Source organism: Streptococcus infantis (assembly GCF_019929575.1).
GTDB lineage: Bacteria > Bacillota > Bacilli > Lactobacillales > Streptococcaceae > Streptococcus > Streptococcus infantis_L.
The window spans coordinates 16,460-35,741 of sequence record NZ_JAHZPU010000011.1; the positions used below are offsets into that span (position 1 = coordinate 16,460).

Genomic DNA, 19,282 nt, shown 5'->3' on the forward strand with positions numbered 1-19,282 from the left:
CTCTTTGAAACGGGAAACCTCCGTCTTCAAGAGCGTGTTTGAATAGAAAAAGGAAATAAAATGGATAAACGTATTTTCGTTGAGAAAAAAGCTGATTTTCGTGTCAAATCGGACTCTTTAGTAAAAGAATTACAGCATAATCTTCAGTTGAAAACCTTGAAGGATCTTCGGATTATGCAGGTTTACGATGTCTTTAATTTGGCAGAGGATTTGTTTGCGCGTGCGGAAAAACATATCTTTTCTGAGCAAGTGACTGATACTGTTTTGGATGAAGCTGCAATCAAGGCAGATCTTGAGAAGGTTGCTTTCTTTGCGATCGAAAGTTTGCCTGGTCAATTTGACCAACGTGCAGCATCTTCACAAGAAGCTTTACTTTTGCTTGGTAGTTCAAATGATGTAACAGTGAACACAGCACAACTTTACTTGGTCAATAAGGATATTGATGCGAATGAGTTGGAAGCTGTCAAAAACTACCTTTTGAACCCAGTGGACTCTCGTTTCAAAGACATCACTGTTGGCATTGCTAAACAGGATTTCTCTGAGTCTGACAAGACCATTCCAAGTTTGGATTTCTTTGAAACTTATACGGCAGAAGATTTTGCTAAGTATAAGGCAGAGCAAGGATTGGCAATGGAAGTGGATGACCTTCTATTCATTCAAGATTACTTCAAGTCTATTGGTCGTGTGCCAACTGAGACTGAGCTTAAGGTTTTGGATACTTATTGGTCTGACCACTGCCGTCACACCACTTTCGAGACGGAGTTGAAAAACATCGACTTCTCAGCTTCTAAATTCCAAAAACAATTGCAAGCGACTTATGACAAGTATATTGCCATGCGTGATGAGTTGGGACGTACCGAAAAACCTCAGACTTTGATGGATATGGCGACTATTTTTGGCCGTTATGAGCGTGCTAATGGTCGTTTGGATGATATGGAAGTATCTGATGAAATTAATGCCTGCTCAGTTGAAATTGAAGTGGATGTCAATGGTGTCAAAGAACCATGGCTTCTCATGTTCAAAAATGAAACTCACAACCACCCAACGGAGATCGAACCATTTGGTGGAGCTGCTACTTGTATCGGTGGTGCCATTCGTGACCCATTGTCAGGTCGTTCCTACGTTTACCAAGCCATGCGTATCTCAGGTGCTGGTGATATTACAGCTCCAATTTCAGCGACTCGCGCTGGGAAATTGCCACAACAAGTGATTTCTAAAACAGCGGCTCACGGTTATTCTTCATATGGTAACCAAATTGGTCTTGCAACAACTTATGTTCGTGAATACTTCCACCCAGGTTTCGTTGCTAAGCGTATGGAGCTAGGTGCTGTTGTCGGTGCGGCTCCTAAGGGAAATGTGGTTCGTGAAAAACCTGAAGCTGGTGATGTGATTATCTTGCTCGGTGGTAAGACTGGACGTGACGGTGTCGGTGGTGCGACCGGTTCTTCTAAAGTTCAAACGGTTGAGTCTGTTGAAACAGCTGGTGCTGAAGTTCAAAAAGGGAATGCCATCGAAGAACGTAAGATTCAACGTCTTTTCCGTAATGGGGATGTGACCCGTCTGATTAAGAAATCAAATGACTTTGGTGCTGGTGGTGTCTGTGTGGCTATCGGTGAATTGGCTGATGGTCTTGAAATTGATCTAGACAAAGTGCCATTGAAATACCAAGGTTTGAACGGTACAGAAATTGCTATCTCTGAATCTCAAGAGCGTATGGCTGTGGTAGTTCGTCCAGAAGATGTAGATGCCTTCATTGCAGAATGTAACAAAGAAAATATTGACGCGGTTGTCGTTGCGACAGTGACTGAAAAACCAAATCTTGTTATGCACTGGAATGGCGAAACCATCGTTGATTTGGAACGTCGTTTCCTTGATACAAACGGTGTACGTGTAGTTGTGGATGCTAAGGTAGTTGACAAGGATGTCAAGTTTCCAGAAGAACGCCAAACATCTGCCGAAACCCTTGAAGCTGATACTCTTGAAGTCTTGGCTGACCTTAACCATGCCAGTCAAAAAGGTTTACAAACAATCTTCGATAGCTCAGTTGGTCGTTCAACAGTCAATCACCCACTTGGTGGTCGCTACCAAATCACACCAACTGAAGCTTCTGTACAGAAATTGCCAGTCCAACATGGTGTGACAACAACTGCTTCTGTCATGGCGCAAGGGTTCAACCCTTATGTAGCAGAATGGTCTCCATATCATGGTGCTGCTTATGCGGTCATCGAAGCAACCGCTCGCTTGGTTGCTGCTGGTGCAAACTGGTCTAAGGCTCGTTTCTCTTATCAAGAATACTTCGAGCGTATGGATAAACAAGCAGAGCGTTTTGGTCAACCAGTATCAGCTCTTCTTGGATCAATTGAAGCTCAGATTCAACTTGGTTTGCCATCTATCGGTGGGAAGGACTCTATGTCTGGTACCTTTGAAGAATTGACAGTACCACCAACCTTGGTTGCTTTTGGTGTCACAACTGCAGATAGCCGTAAGGTCCTTTCTCCAGAATTTAAAGCTGCTGGTGAAAATATCTATTACATCCCAGGTCAAGCTTTGGTCCAAGAAATTGACTTTGATCTGATCAAGTCTAACTTTGCTAAATTTGAAGCCATCCAAGCTGACCACAAAGTGACGGCAGCATCAGCGGTCAAATATGGTGGTATCCTTGAAGCTCTTGCCCTTGCAACATTTGGTAACCATATTGGTGCCACTGTAACCCTTGAAAATCTTGAGACTGCCCTAACAGCTCAATTGGGTGGATTCGTCTTCACATCTCCTGAAGAGATTTCAGGTGTTGCCAAGATTGGACAAACAGCAGCTGACTTTACACTTACTGTCAATGGTGTAACGCTTGATGGAAACAAGCTTGACAATGCCTTCCAAGGTAAATTGGAAGAGGTTTACCCAACGGAATTTGCACAAGCAACTGAGTTGGAAGAAATACCTGCTGTGGCATCAGATGCTGTGATCAAAGCTAAAGAAACAGTTGAAAAACCAGTAGTTTACATCCCAGTATTCCCAGGTACTAACTCTGAATATGACTCCGCCAAGGCCTTTGAAAAAGAAGGTGCAAAAGTCAACCTGGTACCATTTGTCACACTGAATGAAGAAGCGATTGTCAAGTCTGTTGACACCATGGTTGCCAACATCGAAAAAGCGAATATTATCTTCTTTGCAGGTGGTTTCTCAGCAGCCGATGAACCAGACGGATCTGCTAAATTTATCGTTAACATCTTGCTCAATGAAAAAGTACGTGCAGCCATTGATAGCTTCATCGAAGGTGGTGGTTTGATTATCGGTATCTGTAACGGATTCCAAGCTCTTGTCAAATCAGGTCTTCTTCCATATGGAAACTTTGAAGATGCAAGCAGCACGAGTCCAACCCTCTTCTACAATGATGCTAACCAACACGTTGCTAAGATGGTGGAAACACGTATTTCCAACACTAATTCACCATGGCTTGCCGGAGTTGAGGTTGGTGATATCCATGCCATCCCAGTATCACACGGTGAAGGTAAATTTGTCGTGACAGCTGAGGAATTTGCAGAGCTTCGTGACAATGGTCAAATCTTTACCCAATATGTTGACTTCGAAGGTAAACCAAGCATGGATTCAAAATACAATCCTAACGGATCTGTGAATGCGATTGAAGGTATCACCAGCAAGAACGGTCAAATCATTGGTAAGATGGGTCACTCAGAACGTTTCGAAGACGGTCTCTTCCAAAATATTCCAGGAAATAAAGACCAGCACCTCTTTGCATCAGCGGTTAAATACTTTACTGGAAAATAAGATTTGCAGATTTTCTAATAGATAAGCATCAGTAAATGTAAAAACAAGTAGATGTAACTTGCGATAATTGAAAATGATTTGTTGTTGCGAGTGAAACGAGCTTCTACCGTATCATTCCGCTGTAGTATCGCTAAGGAATGATACAGAAATAAAAATTAGGTATATAAAATGACATACGAAGTAAAATCTCTTAATGAAGAATGTGGTGTTTTTGGTATCTGGGGTCACCCAGACGCTGCCAAATTGACCTATTTTGGACTCCATAGTCTTCAGCACCGTGGTCAGGAGGGGGCGGGGATCCTCTCCAATGACCATGGACAATTGAAGCGTCATCGTGATATGGGGCTTTTATCAGAAGTCTTCAAAAATCCTGCTAATTTGGATAAATTGACAGGAAGTGGAGCGATTGGACACGTGCGTTATGCGACTGCGGGAGAAGCCTCTGTAGACAATATCCAACCTTTCCTATTCCGCTTTCACGATATGCAGTTTGGTTTGGCTCATAATGGGAATCTGACCAATGCAGAATCTCTCAAGAAAGAATTGGAACAAAGAGGAGCAATCTTTAGCTCGACTTCAGATTCGGAAATCTTGGCTCATCTCATTCGCCGTAGCCACAATCCAAATCTGATGGGTAAAATTAAGGAAGCGCTCAGTCTTGTCAAAGGTGGTTTTGCTTATCTCTTGATGTTTGAAGATCAGTTAATTGCAGCGCTTGATCCAAACGGCTTCCGTCCTCTGTCAATCGGGAAAATGACGAATGGAGCAGTAGTGGTTTCATCTGAGACCTGTGCCTTTGAAGTAATCGGTGCTGAGTGGATTAGCGATGTGAAACCAGGCGAGATTGTCATCATTGATGACAATGGCATCCAGTATGACAGCTATACAAACGATACTCAACTGGCTATCTGTTCCATGGAGTATATTTACTTTGCTCGTCCTGATTCCAACATCCACGGTGTCAATGTTCATACGGCACGTAAGCGAATGGGAGCTCAATTGGCACGTGAGTTCAAGCATGAAGCTGATATCGTAGTTGGGGTACCAAACTCCTCACTCAGTGCCGCTATGGGCTTTGCGGAAGAATCAGGTTTGCCAAATGAAATGGGTCTTATCAAGAATCAATATACACAACGGACCTTCATCCAACCAACTCAAGAATTGCGCGAGCAAGGAGTTCGTATGAAACTCTCTGCAGTATCTGGTGTTGTTAAAGGAAAACGTGTGGTCATGATTGATGACTCTATTGTGCGAGGAACAACATCTCGTCGTATTGTCCAACTTTTGAAAGAAGCGGGGGCATCAGAAGTACACGTTGCCATTGGTAGTCCTGCTCTTGCCTATCCATGTTTCTACGGAATTGATATCCAGACACGTCAGGAGCTGATTGCGGCCAATCATACGGTCGAAGAGACTCGCCAAATCATAGGTGCGGATAGTCTGACTTATCTTTCTATTGATGGATTGATTGACTCTATTGGGATTGAAACAGATGCGCCAAATGGCGGTCTCTGTGTGGCTTACTTTGATGGGAACTATCCAACTCCTCTCTATGATTATGAAGAAGAATATCGTAGAAGTTTGGAAGAAAAAACGAGTTTTTACAAATAAAATTCCTCATTGAAGGAAAGGAAAAGGAATAAACAAATGACAAATAAAAATGCTTATGCCCAATCAGGTGTGGACGTTGAAGCGGGTTATGAAGTTGTTGAACGGATTAAAAAACACGTTGCACGTACGGAACGTGCGGGTGTTATGGGAGCTCTTGGTGGTTTCGGTGGTATGTTCGACCTTTCAAAAACAGGTGTCAAAGAACCTGTTTTGATCTCAGGTACAGATGGTGTTGGAACAAAACTCATGCTGGCTATCAAGTACGACAAACACGATACCATCGGACAAGACTGTGTGGCCATGTGTGTCAACGATATCATTGCTGCAGGTGCAGAGCCTCTCTACTTCTTGGACTATATCGCAACTGGTAAAAATGAACCAGCTAAACTAGAACAAGTCGTTGCTGGTGTGGCTGAAGGTTGTGTGCAAGCTGGTGCAGCCCTTATCGGTGGTGAAACGGCTGAAATGCCTGGTATGTACGGTGAAGATGACTATGACTTGGCTGGGTTTGCTGTAGGTGTTGCAGAAAAATCTCAAATCATCGACGGTTCAAAAGTAGCTGAAGGGGATGTGATTCTTGGGCTTGCTTCAAGTGGTATCCACTCAAATGGTTACTCACTTGTTCGTCGTGTCTTTGCTGATTACACAGGTGAAGAAGTTCTCCCAGAATTGGAAGGGAAGAAACTTAAAGACGTTCTTTTGGAACCAACTCGTATCTACGTCAAAGCAGCATTGCCACTCATCAAAGAAGAACTGGTCAACGGAATCGCCCACATCACAGGTGGTGGTTTCATCGAAAATGTACCACGTATGTTCTCAGATGACTTGGCTGCTGAAATTGATGAAAGCAAAGTCCCAGTTCTTCCAATTTTCAAAGCTCTTGAAAAATATGGCCAAATCAAACACGAAGAAATGTTTGAAATCTTCAACATGGGTATCGGTCTCATGCTTGCAGTAAAACCAGAGAATGTGGAACGTGTCAAAGAACTTCTTGACGAACCAGTTTATGAAATCGGTCGTATTGTGAAGAAGATAGATGCAAGTGTGGTGATTAAATAATGGCTAAAAGGATTGCTGTTTTTGCCTCTGGTAACGGCTCAAACTTTCAGGTGATTGCGGAACAATTTCCAGTAGAATTTGTTTTCTCAGATCACCGAGATGCCTATGTCTTAGAGCGTGCCGAAAAGCTAGGGGTTTTATCTTATGCCTTCGAACTCAAAGAGTTTGAGAACAAGGCAGACTATGAAGGAGCCATTGTCGAACTCTTGGATGAACACCAAATTGACTTGGTTTGTCTTGCAGGCTACATGAAAATCGTCGGTCCAACCTTGCTAGCAGCTTATGAAGGCCGTATCATCAATATTCACCCAGCTTATCTCCCTGAATTCCCAGGTGCTCATGGCATTGAGGATGCTTGGAATGCAGGCGTAGACCAGTCTGGCGTGACTATTCACTGGGTGGATTCTGGTGTTGATACCGGTAAGGTCATCAAACAAGTCCGTGTGCCACGCCTTGAAGGGGATACCCTTGATACTTTCGAGACTCGCATCCACGAAACAGAGTACAAACTTTATCCAGAAGTATTGGAACATTTGGGAGTGGAGAGGAAGTAAGAAGGAAATCAGAGATGATTTTGTAGCAGGGATAAAAGCCATCAGCTAAGGAGAAGTTTATGGGGTTGTTTGATTTTTTTAAGAAAAAATCTTCTGGCGAAGAAAAGCCGATTGAGGATGAAGATAAGATTGTTGTTGAATCTGAAAATACAGATGATAGTGCACCAGGGTGGGAAGCCATTGATGCAGAGTTTAATCGTATATACCCTGATCAGCCAAATCCTCTTCATTATGGAACGGTTATTAAGTATATGTTAGGTGGGCCAGATCCGCTTGATGGTATTAGTGTTTATGATGCAGGAGAGTTTTGGCATTTTGTTAGCTACGGTTTGTCAGAATTATATACAAAAGAAAGCGAAGACCCTGAATACAGTGGTTATGGGATTGAATTGACTTTTAAGTTAAAGAAATCAAATAATGACGAAGAAGAAATTAAAAATGGTTGTGGATTGTTGCAGTATATGGCAAGATATATTTTTCAAACAGGTAAAGTGGTTTTGCCCGAAGAATACATTTATACCAAGCAGACAGTAGGGATTGATGCCCAGCAGAAGTCTAATCTGACAGGATTTTTGACTGCTGCTGATGATTTAACTGATACCATTGATACTCCGCATGGAAAAGTGGAATTTGTGACCTTGATTGGTGTGACAGATGCCGAACTGCGAAGTGTTTACGAAAGTGAGAAAAGTAAGTTTGAAGTTAGGAACTTGCTACAAGAACTGGGGAATCAGCTTACAGACTATAATCGTCAGTCTCTAGTTTAACTGATGTGAAAGAGCCTCTTGATTCAAGGAAAGGAAGAAAAATGACTAAACGTGCACTAATTAGTGTCTCAGATAAAGCGGGCATTGTAGAATTTGCCCAAGAACTTAAAAAACTTGGTTGGGATATCATCTCTACAGGTGGGACCAAGATTGCCCTTGACAATGCTGGGGTGGACACCATTGCCATCGACGATGTGACTGGCTTCCCAGAAATGATGGACGGTCGTGTGAAGACTCTCCACCCAAATATCCACGGAGGACTTCTTGCTCGTCGTGACTTGGATAGCCACCTAGAGGCTGCTAAGGACAATAAGATTGAGTTGATCGACCTTGTTGTGGTCAACCTTTATCCATTTAAGGAAACGATTCTTAAACCAGACGTGACTTACGCTGACGCAGTTGAAAACATCGATATCGGTGGTCCATCCATGCTTCGTTCTGCAGCAAAGAACCACGCTAGCGTAACGGTTGTGGTAGATCCTGCTGACTATGCGGTTGTTTTGGACGAATTGGCAGCAAACGGTGAAACCTCTTACGAAACTCGTCAACGTTTGGCAGCTAAGGTTTTCCGTCACACTGCGGCTTATGATGCCTTAATCGCAGAATACTTCACAGCTCAAGTAGGGGAAAGCAAACCTGAAAAACTCACTTTGACCTATGACCTTAAGCAACCAATGCGTTACGGTGAAAACCCGCAACAAGACGCTGACTTCTACCAAAAAGGTTTGCCAACGGCTTACTCGATTGCATCAGCTAAACAGCTTAACGGTAAAGAATTGTCCTTCAACAATATCCGTGACGCTGATGCCGCTATCCGTATTATCCGTGATTTCAAAGACCGTCCAACAGTTGTGGCTTTGAAACACATGAACCCATGTGGTATCGGTCAAGCTGACGATATCGAAACTGCTTGGGATTACGCTTATGAGTCTGACCCAGTATCCATCTTTGGTGGTATTGTCGTTCTCAACCGTGAGGTGGATGCTGCGACAGCACAAAAAATGCACGGTGTTTTCCTTGAAATCATCATTGCACCAAGCTACACGGACGAAGCGCTTGAAATCTTGACAACTAAGAAGAAAAACTTGCGTATCCTTGCCTTGCCATTTGATGCTCAAGACGCTAGCGAAGAAGAAGCAGAATACACAGGTGTTGTTGGTGGACTCCTTGTTCAAAACCAAGACGTGGTCAAAGAAAGCCCGGCAGACTGGCAAGTGGTGACTAAACGCCAACCAACTGATACAGAAGCGACAGCCCTTGAGTTTGCTTGGAAGGCTATCAAGTATGTCAAATCAAATGGTATCATCGTGACCAATGACCACATGACACTTGGTGTTGGCCCTGGTCAAACCAACCGTGTGGCTTCTGTTCGTATCGCCATTGACCAAGCTAAAGACCGTCTTGACGGTGCTGTTCTTGCTTCTGATGCCTTCTTCCCATTTGCAGATAATGTGGAAGAAATTGCTAAGGCAGGTATCAAGGCTATCATCCAACCGGGTGGATCAGTCCGTGACCAAGAGTCAATCGAAGCGGCTGATAAATACGGCTTGACAATGATCTTCACAGGAGTAAGACATTTTAGACATTAAGAAAATGAAAGGGAAGAAAACAGTTTCTTTCCTTTTTTTGATTAAAAAGCTGAACGAAACAAGATTAAAGCGAACGTTTATGGTATAATGTTATTAAATAATTCGCAAAAGAGGTTGAGAGATGAAACTGTTAGTTGTTGGCTCAGGTGGTCGTGAGCATGCGATTGCCAAAAAGTTGTTGGAGTCTAAAGACGTTGAGCAAGTTTTCGTGGCTCCTGGGAATGACGGGATGACCTTAGATGGACTTGATTTGGTAAATATCTCTATTTCCGAACATTCTGCATTGATTGAATTTGCAAAGTCTAACGATATTGCTTGGACCTTCATTGGGCCAGATGATGCCCTTGCAGCTGGGATTGTGGATGATTTTAATGCGGCAGGTCTCAAGGCATTTGGTCCGACCAAGGCTGCAGCTGAACTGGAGTGGTCCAAGGATTTTGCTAAGGAAATCATGGTCAAATACAACGTTCCGACAGCAGCCTATGGGACATTTTCAGATTTTGAGGAAGCCAAGGCTTATATCGAGGATAAAGGCGCTCCAATCGTCGTCAAGGCAGACGGCTTGGCTCTTGGTAAAGGTGTCGTCGTTGCGGAGACAGTTGAGCAAGCAGTCGAAGCTGCTCACGAGATGCTTTTGGACAATAAATTTGGTGATTCAGGTGCGCGTGTAGTTATCGAAGAATTCCTTGACGGGGAAGAGTTCTCTCTCTTTGCCTTTGTCAATGGTGACAAGTTCTACATTATGCCAACGGCTCAGGACCACAAACGTGCTTATGATGGTGATAAAGGTCCTAACACTGGTGGGATGGGTGCCTATGCGCCAGTTCCTCACTTGCCACAGAGCGTGGTTGACACAGCGGTTGACACTATTGTCAAGCCAGTTCTTGAAGGTATGATTAAAGAAGGACGTCCTTACCTTGGTGTCCTTTATGCGGGGCTAATCTTGACAGCTGATGGACCGAAAGTCATCGAGTTCAACTCTCGTTTTGGCGATCCTGAAACGCAAATAATCTTACCTCGTTTGACATCTGACTTTGCAGAAAACATCACTGACATTTTGGATGGCAAAAAGCCAGCCATCACTTGGACGGACAAGGGGGTGACACTAGGCGTGGTTGTAGCTTCAAATGGCTATCCACTTGCTTATGAGAAGGGTGTCAAACTTCCAGCCAAGACAGAGGGCGACATCATCACTTACTATGCTGGTGCTAAATTCGCTGAAAATGGTCAAGACCTCCTCTCAAACGGCGGACGCGTCTATATGCTCGTCACAACAGCAGACACCGTCAAAGACGGCCAAAATATCATCTACCAAGACCTCTCCCAACAAAAAACAGAAGGCCTCTTCTATCGAAATGACATTGGAAGCAAAGCGTTAAAAGATTAACAGATACTATATTTGACAATGGCGAGCGAAAGCGAGCCAAACACGATATTGGTCGCCGTGGTGAAAAGACCAGAACAGCATCTGTTCTGGTCGGGGGAAACTTTGAGACTTGGGCTCAAAGTTTAGGAATGAAACCGAAGGTTTGCTTCCGTCCCCACCACCTAAGACCATTATCAAAAAAGAAAAGGATATTATTAACTATGAAACCAGTAATTTCCATCATCATGGGCTCAAAGTCCGACTGGACAACCATGCAAAAAACAGCAGAAGTCCTAGACCGCTTCGGTGTAGCCTACGAAAAGAAAGTTGTTTCCGCACACCGTACACCAGACCTCATGTTCAAACATGCGGAAGAAGCACGTAGTCGTGGCATTAAAGTCATCATCGCTGGTGCGGGTGGCGCTGCCCACTTGCCAGGGATGGTTGCTGCAAAAACAACCCTTCCAGTCATCGGGGTGCCTGTCAAATCACGTGCCCTTAGTGGCGTGGACTCGCTCTATTCTATCGTACAGATGCCAGGTGGTGTGCCTGTCGCAACTATGGCTATTGGTGAAGCGGGTGCTACTAATGCTGCCCTTTTTGCCCTCCGTCTCCTGTCAGTAGAGGACCAGGCCATTGCGACAGCTTTGGCAGATTTCGCAGAAGAGCAAGGAAAAATCGCAGAGGAGTCTACAAATGAGCTCAACTAAAACCATTGGAATTATCGGTGGTGGCCAGCTCGGTCAGATGATGGCCATTTCTGCTATCTACATGGGTCACAAGGTTATCGCGCTGGATCCTGCAGTGGATTGTCCGGCCTCTCGCGTGGCGGAGATTATCGTGGCTCCTTATAATGATGTGGACGCTCTTCGCCAGTTGGCGGAGCGTTGCGATGTCCTCACTTATGAGTTTGAAAATGTGGATGCCGACGGTTTGGATGCTGTTATCAAGGATGGGCAACTCCCTCAAGGAACGGACTTGCTCCGCATTTCTCAAAATCGCATTTTTGAAAAGGACTTTCTCGCAAACAAGGCTCAAGTCACCGTTGCACCTTACAAGGTTGTGACCTCAAGTCAAGACTTGGCAGATATTGACCTATCGAAAAACTATGTCCTCAAGACGGCGACCGGTGGCTATGATGGGCATGGACAAAAGGTTATTCGTTCAGAAGCAGACTTGGAAGAAGCTTATTCACTAGCAGATTCAGCAGGCTGCGTCTTGGAAGAATTCGTCAATTTTGACCTTGAAATTTCTGTCATTGTATCAGGAAATGGCAAGGACGTGACGGTTTTCCCAGTTCAGGAAAATATCCACCGCAACAACATCCTCTCAAAAACCATTGTACCTGCTCGCATTTCTGAAAGTCTAGCTGAAAAAGCCAAAGCTATGGCTGTGCGAATTGCTGAACAACTAAACCTTTCTGGAACCCTTTGCGTGGAAATGTTTGCGACAGCTGATGACATCATTGTCAACGAAATCGCGCCACGTCCACACAATTCAGGCCATTACTCGATTGAAGCTTGTGACTTCTCCCAGTTTGATACCCATATCTTGGGCGTTCTCGGAGCACCACTCCCAGCAATTCACCTTCATGCTCCTGCTGTTATGCTCAATGTTCTCGGCCAACACGTCGAGGCTGCTGAAAAATATGTGACAGAAAATCCAAGCGCCCACCTCCATTTATATGGTAAAATAGAAGCGAAGCACAACCGCAAGATGGGACATGTAACTTTGTTTAGTGATGAACCGAATAAGGTTGAGGAGTTTGGGAAAGGGATTGATTTTTAATTTATGAATCTCACCCACTCTGTGTAGGAAGTCATACATTTTTCAGTTTGTGTCGAAAAGTAGAATTTTTAGGAGTATTAATGAATTGAGGTATAGTACTATGAAATGTGCAAACTGTGGTAATACTGATAGTAATCGATTGTGGGATGAAGGTGATACATTCTACTGCTCAAAGTGTGCGCACCGAACACTTTATGCAACAGGTGAGGATGACTTAGTGGAATGTCCATGTTGTCATAAAATGAGGGATAGAAAGGCCTTTTATTGTAGAAATTGTAATGATACTTGGTAGGGAGATTTTTTCAGGAATTTCAAATGACTATTTGCATATGTATTATTAACGAGAAAAAGCACAATCGCAAAATGGGACATGTGATTTTGTTTAGTGATGAACCGTATAAGGTTGAGGAGTTTGGGAAAGGGATTGATTGAAGAGGTTAGAGGAGGAAATGAGTAAAAAAGATACTTGGTTTAATAGATTAATCGTACTTTTTATATTGTATCGCTTGTTTTGTATCGATATCAAAATTTATAGTTTAAAAACATATATATTAAATGGTGAAATTTTGTCGAATCTGATAAGTGTATTAAATAGTGAGTTCTGGTCAAATCTTATAAGTGCATTAATTGGTGCAGTTGTGACTATTTTAGGTATCTATTGGACATTAGCTGTTCAGAAAAAACAGTCAAAAGTTGATTTACTAAATAGTCATAGACCTTACTTAAGGTATCGTATTTCGCTAGGTGTTTACCCATATCGAATTATTGATCAGAGGCAAAGGACGGCAGTTTTGGACTATGAAATCTGTAACTTTGATAGTTCTGATAAGCATTGTGTGATTTTTCCTCTAGATGTAGAGAATGTAGGTTTGGGACTTGCTTTCATTACGGATGTAAAAGCAGAAATTGATGGAAAAATACTAGACAAGGACAAAATATTTAGAGAAAAGATCATCAATAAAGGTGAAAATAGTGTGTTTTATATTAAAGTTCAAGGGGTGAGTCATGGAGAACTAAAAAATTTGAAACTCAAAATTACATATAAATCATTCTTTGGAGAATTTGAAACGGAGACAATCTCAATTGCGAAAAGGGAAGATGGTGAGCCTCAATGCTTTAATAGTGAATTTAAAGAAGGAACAGATTCCTATAAAGAATTGGAAAAATATTTTGAAAAAAAGAATATAAATAAAGATAATGATATAGAAAAATATAGGACTGCTACAGAAAAAGCTTTAGAAGAAGGATATATTGTAAAAGAATTAATTAAGGAGAACTAACTAACAATGATCGAACGTTACTCTCGCCCTGAGATGGCGAACATTTGGACTGAAGAAAATAAATACCGTGCTTGGCTTGAGGTGGAAATCTTGGCTGACGAGGCATGGGCTGAGTTAGGGGAAATCCCTAAGGAAGATGTGGCCTTGATTCGTGAAAAAGCGGACTTTGACATCGACCGTATCTTGGAAATCGAGCAAGAGACTCGCCACGATGTGGTGGCTTTCACGCGTGCGGTTTCTGAGACTCTTGGTGAAGAGCGCAAGTGGGTTCACTATGGGTTGACTTCTACCGACGTGGTGGATACTGCCTACGGTTACCTCTACAAACAAGCCAACGACATCATCCGCAAGGACCTTGAAAACTTCCTCAACATCATCGCTGACAAAGCGAAAGAGCACAAGTTCACCATCATGATGGGGCGTACCCACGGTGTTCACGCTGAGCCTACAACTTTTGGTCTTAAATTGGCAACATGGTACAGCGAAATGAAGCGCAATATCGAGCGTTTCGAGCATGCGGCTGTTGGTGTGGAAGCTGGTAAGATTTCTGGTGCGGTTGGTAACTTTGCCAACATCCCGCCATTCGTAGAGCAATATGTCTGCGACAAGCTTGGTATCCGTGCTCAAGAAATCTCCACACAGGTCCTTCCTCGTGACCTTCACGCTGAGTACTTTGCGGTTCTTGCCAGCATTGCAACTTCTATCGAGCGTATGGCAACGGAGATCCGTGGTCTGCAAAAATCTGAGCAACGCGAAGTGGAAGAGTTCTTTGCCAAAGGTCAAAAAGGGTCTTCAGCAATGCCTCACAAACGTAACCCTATCGGTTCTGAAAACATGACTGGTCTTGCGCGTGTTATCCGTGGTCACATGGTAACAGCTTATGAAAATGTAGCCCTTTGGCACGAACGTGATATCTCTCACTCATCAGCTGAGCGTATCATCGCACCAGACACAACCATCTTGATTGACTACATGCTCAACCGTTTTGGAAACATCGTTAAGAACTTGACAGTTTTCCCAGAAAACATGATTCGCAACATGAACTCTACATTTGGTTTGATTTTCAGTCAACGTGCTATGTTGACTTTGATTGAAAAAGGGATGACCCGTGAGCAAGCTTACGACTTGGTACAACCTAAGACAGCTCAATCATGGGATAACCAAGTAGACTTTAAGCCACTTCTTGAAGCAGATCCAGAAGTGACTTCACGCCTCACTCAAGAAGAAATCGATGAAATCTTCAACCCAACTTACTATACCAAACGTGTGGATGAGATCTTCGAACGTATCGGTTTGGGTGATTAATGATCACAATAAAAAGCGAGATTGAATCTCGCTTTTTATTTGTGCTTATACTCAATGAAAATCAAAGAGTATTAATCTTTTTTCTTGCTAAGTCCATAAGCTGTGAGTGCAGTCATAAGACCAGTAGCAATCAACCATTCTGAACCTTGGCTTCCTGTCTCAGGAAGTTTATTTTCTTTTGCTACAGGAGCTGGACCTTGAGGAAGAGCTTTGTTTTCCTCAGCAGGAACAGTTGCTAGAGCTGGTTCATTTGGAATCTCTAGTTTTGGTTTTTCTTCTGTAACAGGAGCTGTCGCATTTGGAATCTCTAGTTTTGGTTTTTCTTCAGCGATAGCAGTTTGACCATGTTCATCGCCAAGGTGAGTGACAGGGTTGCCAACTTCAATCACTTGAGCGACTGGTTCTTGAGCTACAACGCTAGTAACCAATGTTTTAACTTCAGATCCATCAGCAGCAGTAGTTACAGAGTAGAAATGGCTACGACGACCGTTGACACCTGCAGTTACTAGACGAGTTTGTCCCTTAGGTAGCGAAGGAGTCTCGCGAGTGATGGTTGTAAATGGAATTTCTTCGTCCTCGATCACAACACGTGGTTTTGCATCTGCAACAGGAGCTTGACCTTTTTCGTCTCCTACATGTGTTGCTAATGTTCCAACTTCGACAACTTGATTGACAGCTTCTTTCGTTACTTGATTTTCAAGAACTGTTTCTGTCTGCTTGCCATTTTCAGTCACAACTGAAAGATACTTAGTACGTTCTCCTTTGACACCAACAGTGATGACTTTCTCTTGTCCTGCTGGAAGGTTAGGATTTTCTTTCTTAACAATCTCAAACGGAATTTCTTCTGTCTTAACAAGAAGCTCTGGTCGGTTTTCAACTGTAGCAGCAGTTTCATTCTCATCGAGGCTTCCTGAGTGAGTGGCAGCTGGTTTAAGACCAAGTCTAGCAGCTTTGAGATTAGCTACAAGTGTGTCCAACTCAGCTTGTTTATTACGGTTGAGGTTGTAATTAAGAGCGTCTTTAGCAGTCTTGAGAGCATCGAGACTTTCTGTGCTATATCCTTCTAAGTTTTCAGGGATTTGAGCAAGTTCCTCGCGTAGCGCTTTGTAGTCAGCACGGAAGTAGTCCTTGTTGTGGTCTGCAAAAGCAGTCATCAGTTCAAAGATTTCTTCTTCCTTGTACTCAGCTTGAGGTTTGTCCGCCCAGATAGCTAACATACTACCAATAGTAGGTAGGTCAACTTCAGGATATTTAGTTGAAGCTAGTTGCTTGAATGGTACTTTTTCAGTATTTTCAATTGCTTTTGATAGAGGATAGGCTTCGTCATTTTTATGATTGCCTAGAACATAGTACCAATCTCCGTTGGTATTAAGGATTTTGTAACCCTTGCTTGCTAGATATTGAGGAGATGCAAGGTTGTAACCCCACCATCCTTTAGACCAGTAAGAGATGATAACATCTTTATCAAACTCAACATCATCCTTGTCTTCGTAGTAGAAGCCATCGTTAAAGGCCATTGGTTGTAAGCCTTTTTCTTTAGCCATGGCAGCTAGGCTATTAGCGTACTCAGCAAATTTGCCATAAAGACCATACCACTTGAGGTAATACCAGCCTTGAGCATTGGTAGCATCGTTGGCATACTCATCTGTACCATAGTTAAAGATCTTAGTCTTACCTGCAAAGAAGTCCATGTACTTGCCGATGAGGGCTTTTGTAAAGTTCATTGCTTCTTCGTTTTCAAGGTCCATAGTAGTTTTTGAAACCTTGTCAAAGTTGGCTTGAGGGTTTGCGATGCCTAGTTTTTCCATAGCGACAAGCATAGCATCCATGTGACCTGGACTATTGATAGCTGGGATTAGTCCAATACCTTTATCCTTAGCATACTGGATAAGCTCAGTAATTTCAGCTTGGTTCAAAGTAGTTCCATTAGGATCATCGTAGTAAGATTTTGTTCCTTCGATGATGGCATTTTTCACATCGTCGCTTGCATAAGTCTTGCCGTTTGCTGAGATACTCATATCATCCAAGAGGAAGCGAAGTCCATCATTTCCAAGGAGTAGATGAAGGTCAGAGTAACCAAGTTCGCTGGCTTTGTCAACGATTCGTTTAAGTTGGTCTAGCGTGAAGTATTTACGACCAGCATCGATAGAGATTACCTTATTTTTAGCTAGTTTTTCAACTTCGCGTTTAGCATCTTCTTCTTTTTGAGCTTCTGGAGTGAAGGTCAAGTTGCTAACAGCTTCTTGGAGTTTTGCGATGGCTTGGTCAATGGTATCTTGTTGAGCACGGCTGAGGTTACTATCGAGAGCACGAATGGCTTTTTCAGCTTCTTTAACGGCTGCAACACTTTCTTCTGTGTAGCGCTTGAGGTCTGTTGGAACTTCTTTCAGAGCTTGCTCAGCAGACTCGTAGTCAGCGGCGAAATATTCAGCATTTGAATTTGCGAATTGACGCATGAGTTTGAATAGACGAGATGGAGAGTAGCGAGCAGATGGAGTATCAGCCCAAGCGGCTACCATCCCACCGATAATAGGAACGTCAGCTCCTTCTGTTTTTGGAACTGAAGTAATCGGTGTACTCTTGATACCATTCAATCCTTGATCGAGGTTGTACCAGCCTTGACCGTCAGCATTACGGCCGAGAACGTAGTACCAAGCATCGTTAGTGTTGAGGATTTCGTGTCCTTTTTCAGCTAGTAACTTAGAAGAAGCGACATCGTAACCACCCCAGCCACCAGTCCACATAGAGACGATGATATCTTTATCAAAGGTACCAAAACTTGTATCACTATTATAGTAGATACCGTCGTTGAAGGCCATTGGTTTAAGACCGTGAGATTTAACGATACGAGCTAGGTCATTTGCATAGGCGATGAATTTGTCATAGCCTTTGTCTGGGAATCCATCTTCTGGATACCATTTATAGGCTTGAAGCACGCTCCATCCCTTAGCATCTGTAGCGTCATTAGCGTACTCATCCAAACCGATGTTGAAGATTTCAGACTTACCAGCAAAGTAGCTTGCATACTTATCAATCAAAGCTTTTGTGAAGGCAACAGCTTTTTCGTTGTCAAGGTCAACAGTACGTGCTGATTCTTTACCAAAATAGTTAAAGTTAGGCTTTTCAATACCCAGTTCTTTCATGGCATTGAGGATGGCATCCATGTGACCAGGACTGTTAACAGATGGGATAAGGCCGATACCCTTGCCCTTAGCATAGTCGATCAAGTCAGTCATTTGGCTTTCAGTTAGATGGTTGCCATTTGGATCGTTGTAATAAGCATTGGTTCCATTTTCGACAGCGCGTTTGACATCGTCGCTTGCATAAGTCTTGTCACCAACAGTTAGAGACATGTCATCAAGCATAAAGCGCAAGCCGTCATTTCCGACTAAAAGATGAAGATCAGTGTAGCCATAATGTTTGGCTTTGTCGATGATTTCTTTTAGTTGGTCAGGAGAGAAGTATTTACGTCCAGCATCAATTGACACAATTTTCTTTTTAGCCAGTTTTTCATTGACTTGAGCTGCTTTTTCTGTAGCGACTGCAGGTGCTTCAACTTTAGCAACTTCTTTATTTTCTTCCTTTTCTGGCTGCGTATTTTCTTCAGTTACTTCTGGTTTAGCTGTAGTTTCTTCGGTTGCAACAGGTTTTTCTACGGCAGGTGCAGGAGCAACTTCAACTTTTGGAGCTTCAGTGTTTGTTACAGGTGTCGCTGGAGCTGCAGGAGCTACGGCTTCTGGTGTAGGACTAGTTTCAAGTTTTTCTTCGCTGGCCTGTGGAGACGATTCACCTGTAGCTTGGATAGTAGGTTGATTCTCTGTTGTAGTAGGTACGACTCCATCAGCGGCAACAGCTTGCGCATGAAAGGCAAAGCCGATCAAGACAGAAGCTGCTCCGATTGCGTATTTACGAATAGAGAAACGCTGTTTATTTTCTGGTTTCATTAAATAACCTCCTAATTTATTATTTTGGTAGCGTTTTCACAAACTGATTCCATTGTATTATCTGAAACTAGTAAAGTCAAGTATTTTAATAAAATACCTATAAAAAATATAAGAAGTTATTTAATTTGAACTAATTTTCAATTTTTACTCTGTTTTTAGTAAAATTTCTCCAAATTATAGTTTAAAGTCATTTGATATTTCCTACTAAAAGCTAGCGTGCTATAATGAAAAAC

12 protein-coding genes are annotated in these 19,282 nt (G+C 42.9%); 11 read left to right on the forward strand and 1 reads right to left on the reverse strand.

Features of this window, described 5'->3' with window-relative positions; genetic code table 11:
* Positions 1 to 60 precede the first annotated feature (60 nt).
* From K1I67_RS05200 to purB, 11 genes are all read left to right on the forward strand, one after another.
* On the forward strand, positions 61 to 3,786 hold the full coding sequence (locus tag K1I67_RS05200; protein ID WP_223339119.1) for a phosphoribosylformylglycinamidine synthase: 3,726 nt from the start codon (positions 61 to 63) through the stop codon (positions 3,784 to 3,786).
* A 168-nt stretch (positions 3,787 to 3,954) separates the two neighbouring features.
* Positions 3,955 to 5,397: an amidophosphoribosyltransferase gene (gene purF / locus K1I67_RS05205; RefSeq protein WP_223339120.1), complete on the forward strand. Its 1,443-nt coding sequence runs from the start codon at positions 3,955 to 3,957 to the stop codon at positions 5,395 to 5,397.
* 36 nt (positions 5,398 to 5,433) lie between these two features.
* Positions 5,434 to 6,456: a phosphoribosylformylglycinamidine cyclo-ligase gene (gene purM / locus K1I67_RS05210; RefSeq protein WP_223339121.1), complete on the forward strand. Its 1,023-nt coding sequence runs from the start codon at positions 5,434 to 5,436 to the stop codon at positions 6,454 to 6,456.
* Positions 6,456 to 7,010, forward strand: a complete 555-nt coding sequence (gene purN / locus K1I67_RS05215) for a phosphoribosylglycinamide formyltransferase (RefSeq protein ID WP_223339122.1) — start codon at positions 6,456 to 6,458, stop codon at positions 7,008 to 7,010. The genes purM and purN overlap by 1 nt, the downstream gene beginning before the upstream one ends.
* Before the next feature lie 59 nt (positions 7,011 to 7,069).
* Positions 7,070 to 7,777, forward strand: a complete 708-nt coding sequence (locus K1I67_RS05220; protein ID WP_223339123.1) for a suppressor of fused domain protein — start codon at positions 7,070 to 7,072, stop codon at positions 7,775 to 7,777.
* Positions 7,778 to 7,818: 41 nt separating this feature from the next.
* Positions 7,819 to 9,366 (forward strand): bifunctional phosphoribosylaminoimidazolecarboxamide formyltransferase/IMP cyclohydrolase, encoded by a 1,548-nt coding sequence (gene purH / locus K1I67_RS05225; RefSeq protein WP_223339124.1) that lies wholly within the window; start codon positions 7,819 to 7,821, stop codon positions 9,364 to 9,366.
* 121 nt (positions 9,367 to 9,487) lie between these two features.
* On the forward strand, positions 9,488 to 10,753 hold the full coding sequence (purD, locus tag K1I67_RS05230) for a phosphoribosylamine--glycine ligase (RefSeq protein ID WP_223339125.1): 1,266 nt from the start codon (positions 9,488 to 9,490) through the stop codon (positions 10,751 to 10,753).
* A gap of 200 nt (positions 10,754 to 10,953) precedes the next feature.
* Positions 10,954 to 11,442 (forward strand): 5-(carboxyamino)imidazole ribonucleotide mutase, encoded by a 489-nt coding sequence (gene purE / locus K1I67_RS05235; protein ID WP_223339126.1) that lies wholly within the window; start codon positions 10,954 to 10,956, stop codon positions 11,440 to 11,442.
* Complete coding sequence (purK, locus tag K1I67_RS05240; RefSeq protein ID WP_263284469.1) at positions 11,429 to 12,520, forward strand: 5-(carboxyamino)imidazole ribonucleotide synthase; 1,092 nt, start codon at positions 11,429 to 11,431, stop codon at positions 12,518 to 12,520. The genes purE and purK overlap by 14 nt, the downstream gene beginning before the upstream one ends.
* Before the next feature lie 449 nt (positions 12,521 to 12,969).
* Positions 12,970 to 13,800, forward strand: a complete 831-nt coding sequence (locus tag K1I67_RS05250) for a hypothetical protein (RefSeq protein WP_223339128.1) — start codon at positions 12,970 to 12,972, stop codon at positions 13,798 to 13,800.
* Positions 13,801 to 13,806: 6 nt separating this feature from the next.
* A complete protein-coding gene (purB, locus tag K1I67_RS05255; protein ID WP_223339129.1) occupies positions 13,807 to 15,105 on the forward strand; it encodes an adenylosuccinate lyase in 1,299 nt (432 codons plus the stop codon).
* 71 nt (positions 15,106 to 15,176) lie between these two features.
* Here purB and strH read toward each other — a convergent pair whose 3' ends face one another.
* Positions 15,177 to 19,049 (reverse strand): LPXTG-anchored beta-N-acetylhexosaminidase StrH, encoded by a 3,873-nt coding sequence (strH, locus tag K1I67_RS05260; RefSeq protein ID WP_223339130.1) that lies wholly within the window; start codon positions 19,047 to 19,049, stop codon positions 15,177 to 15,179.
* Positions 19,050 to 19,282: the final 233 nt, after the last annotated feature.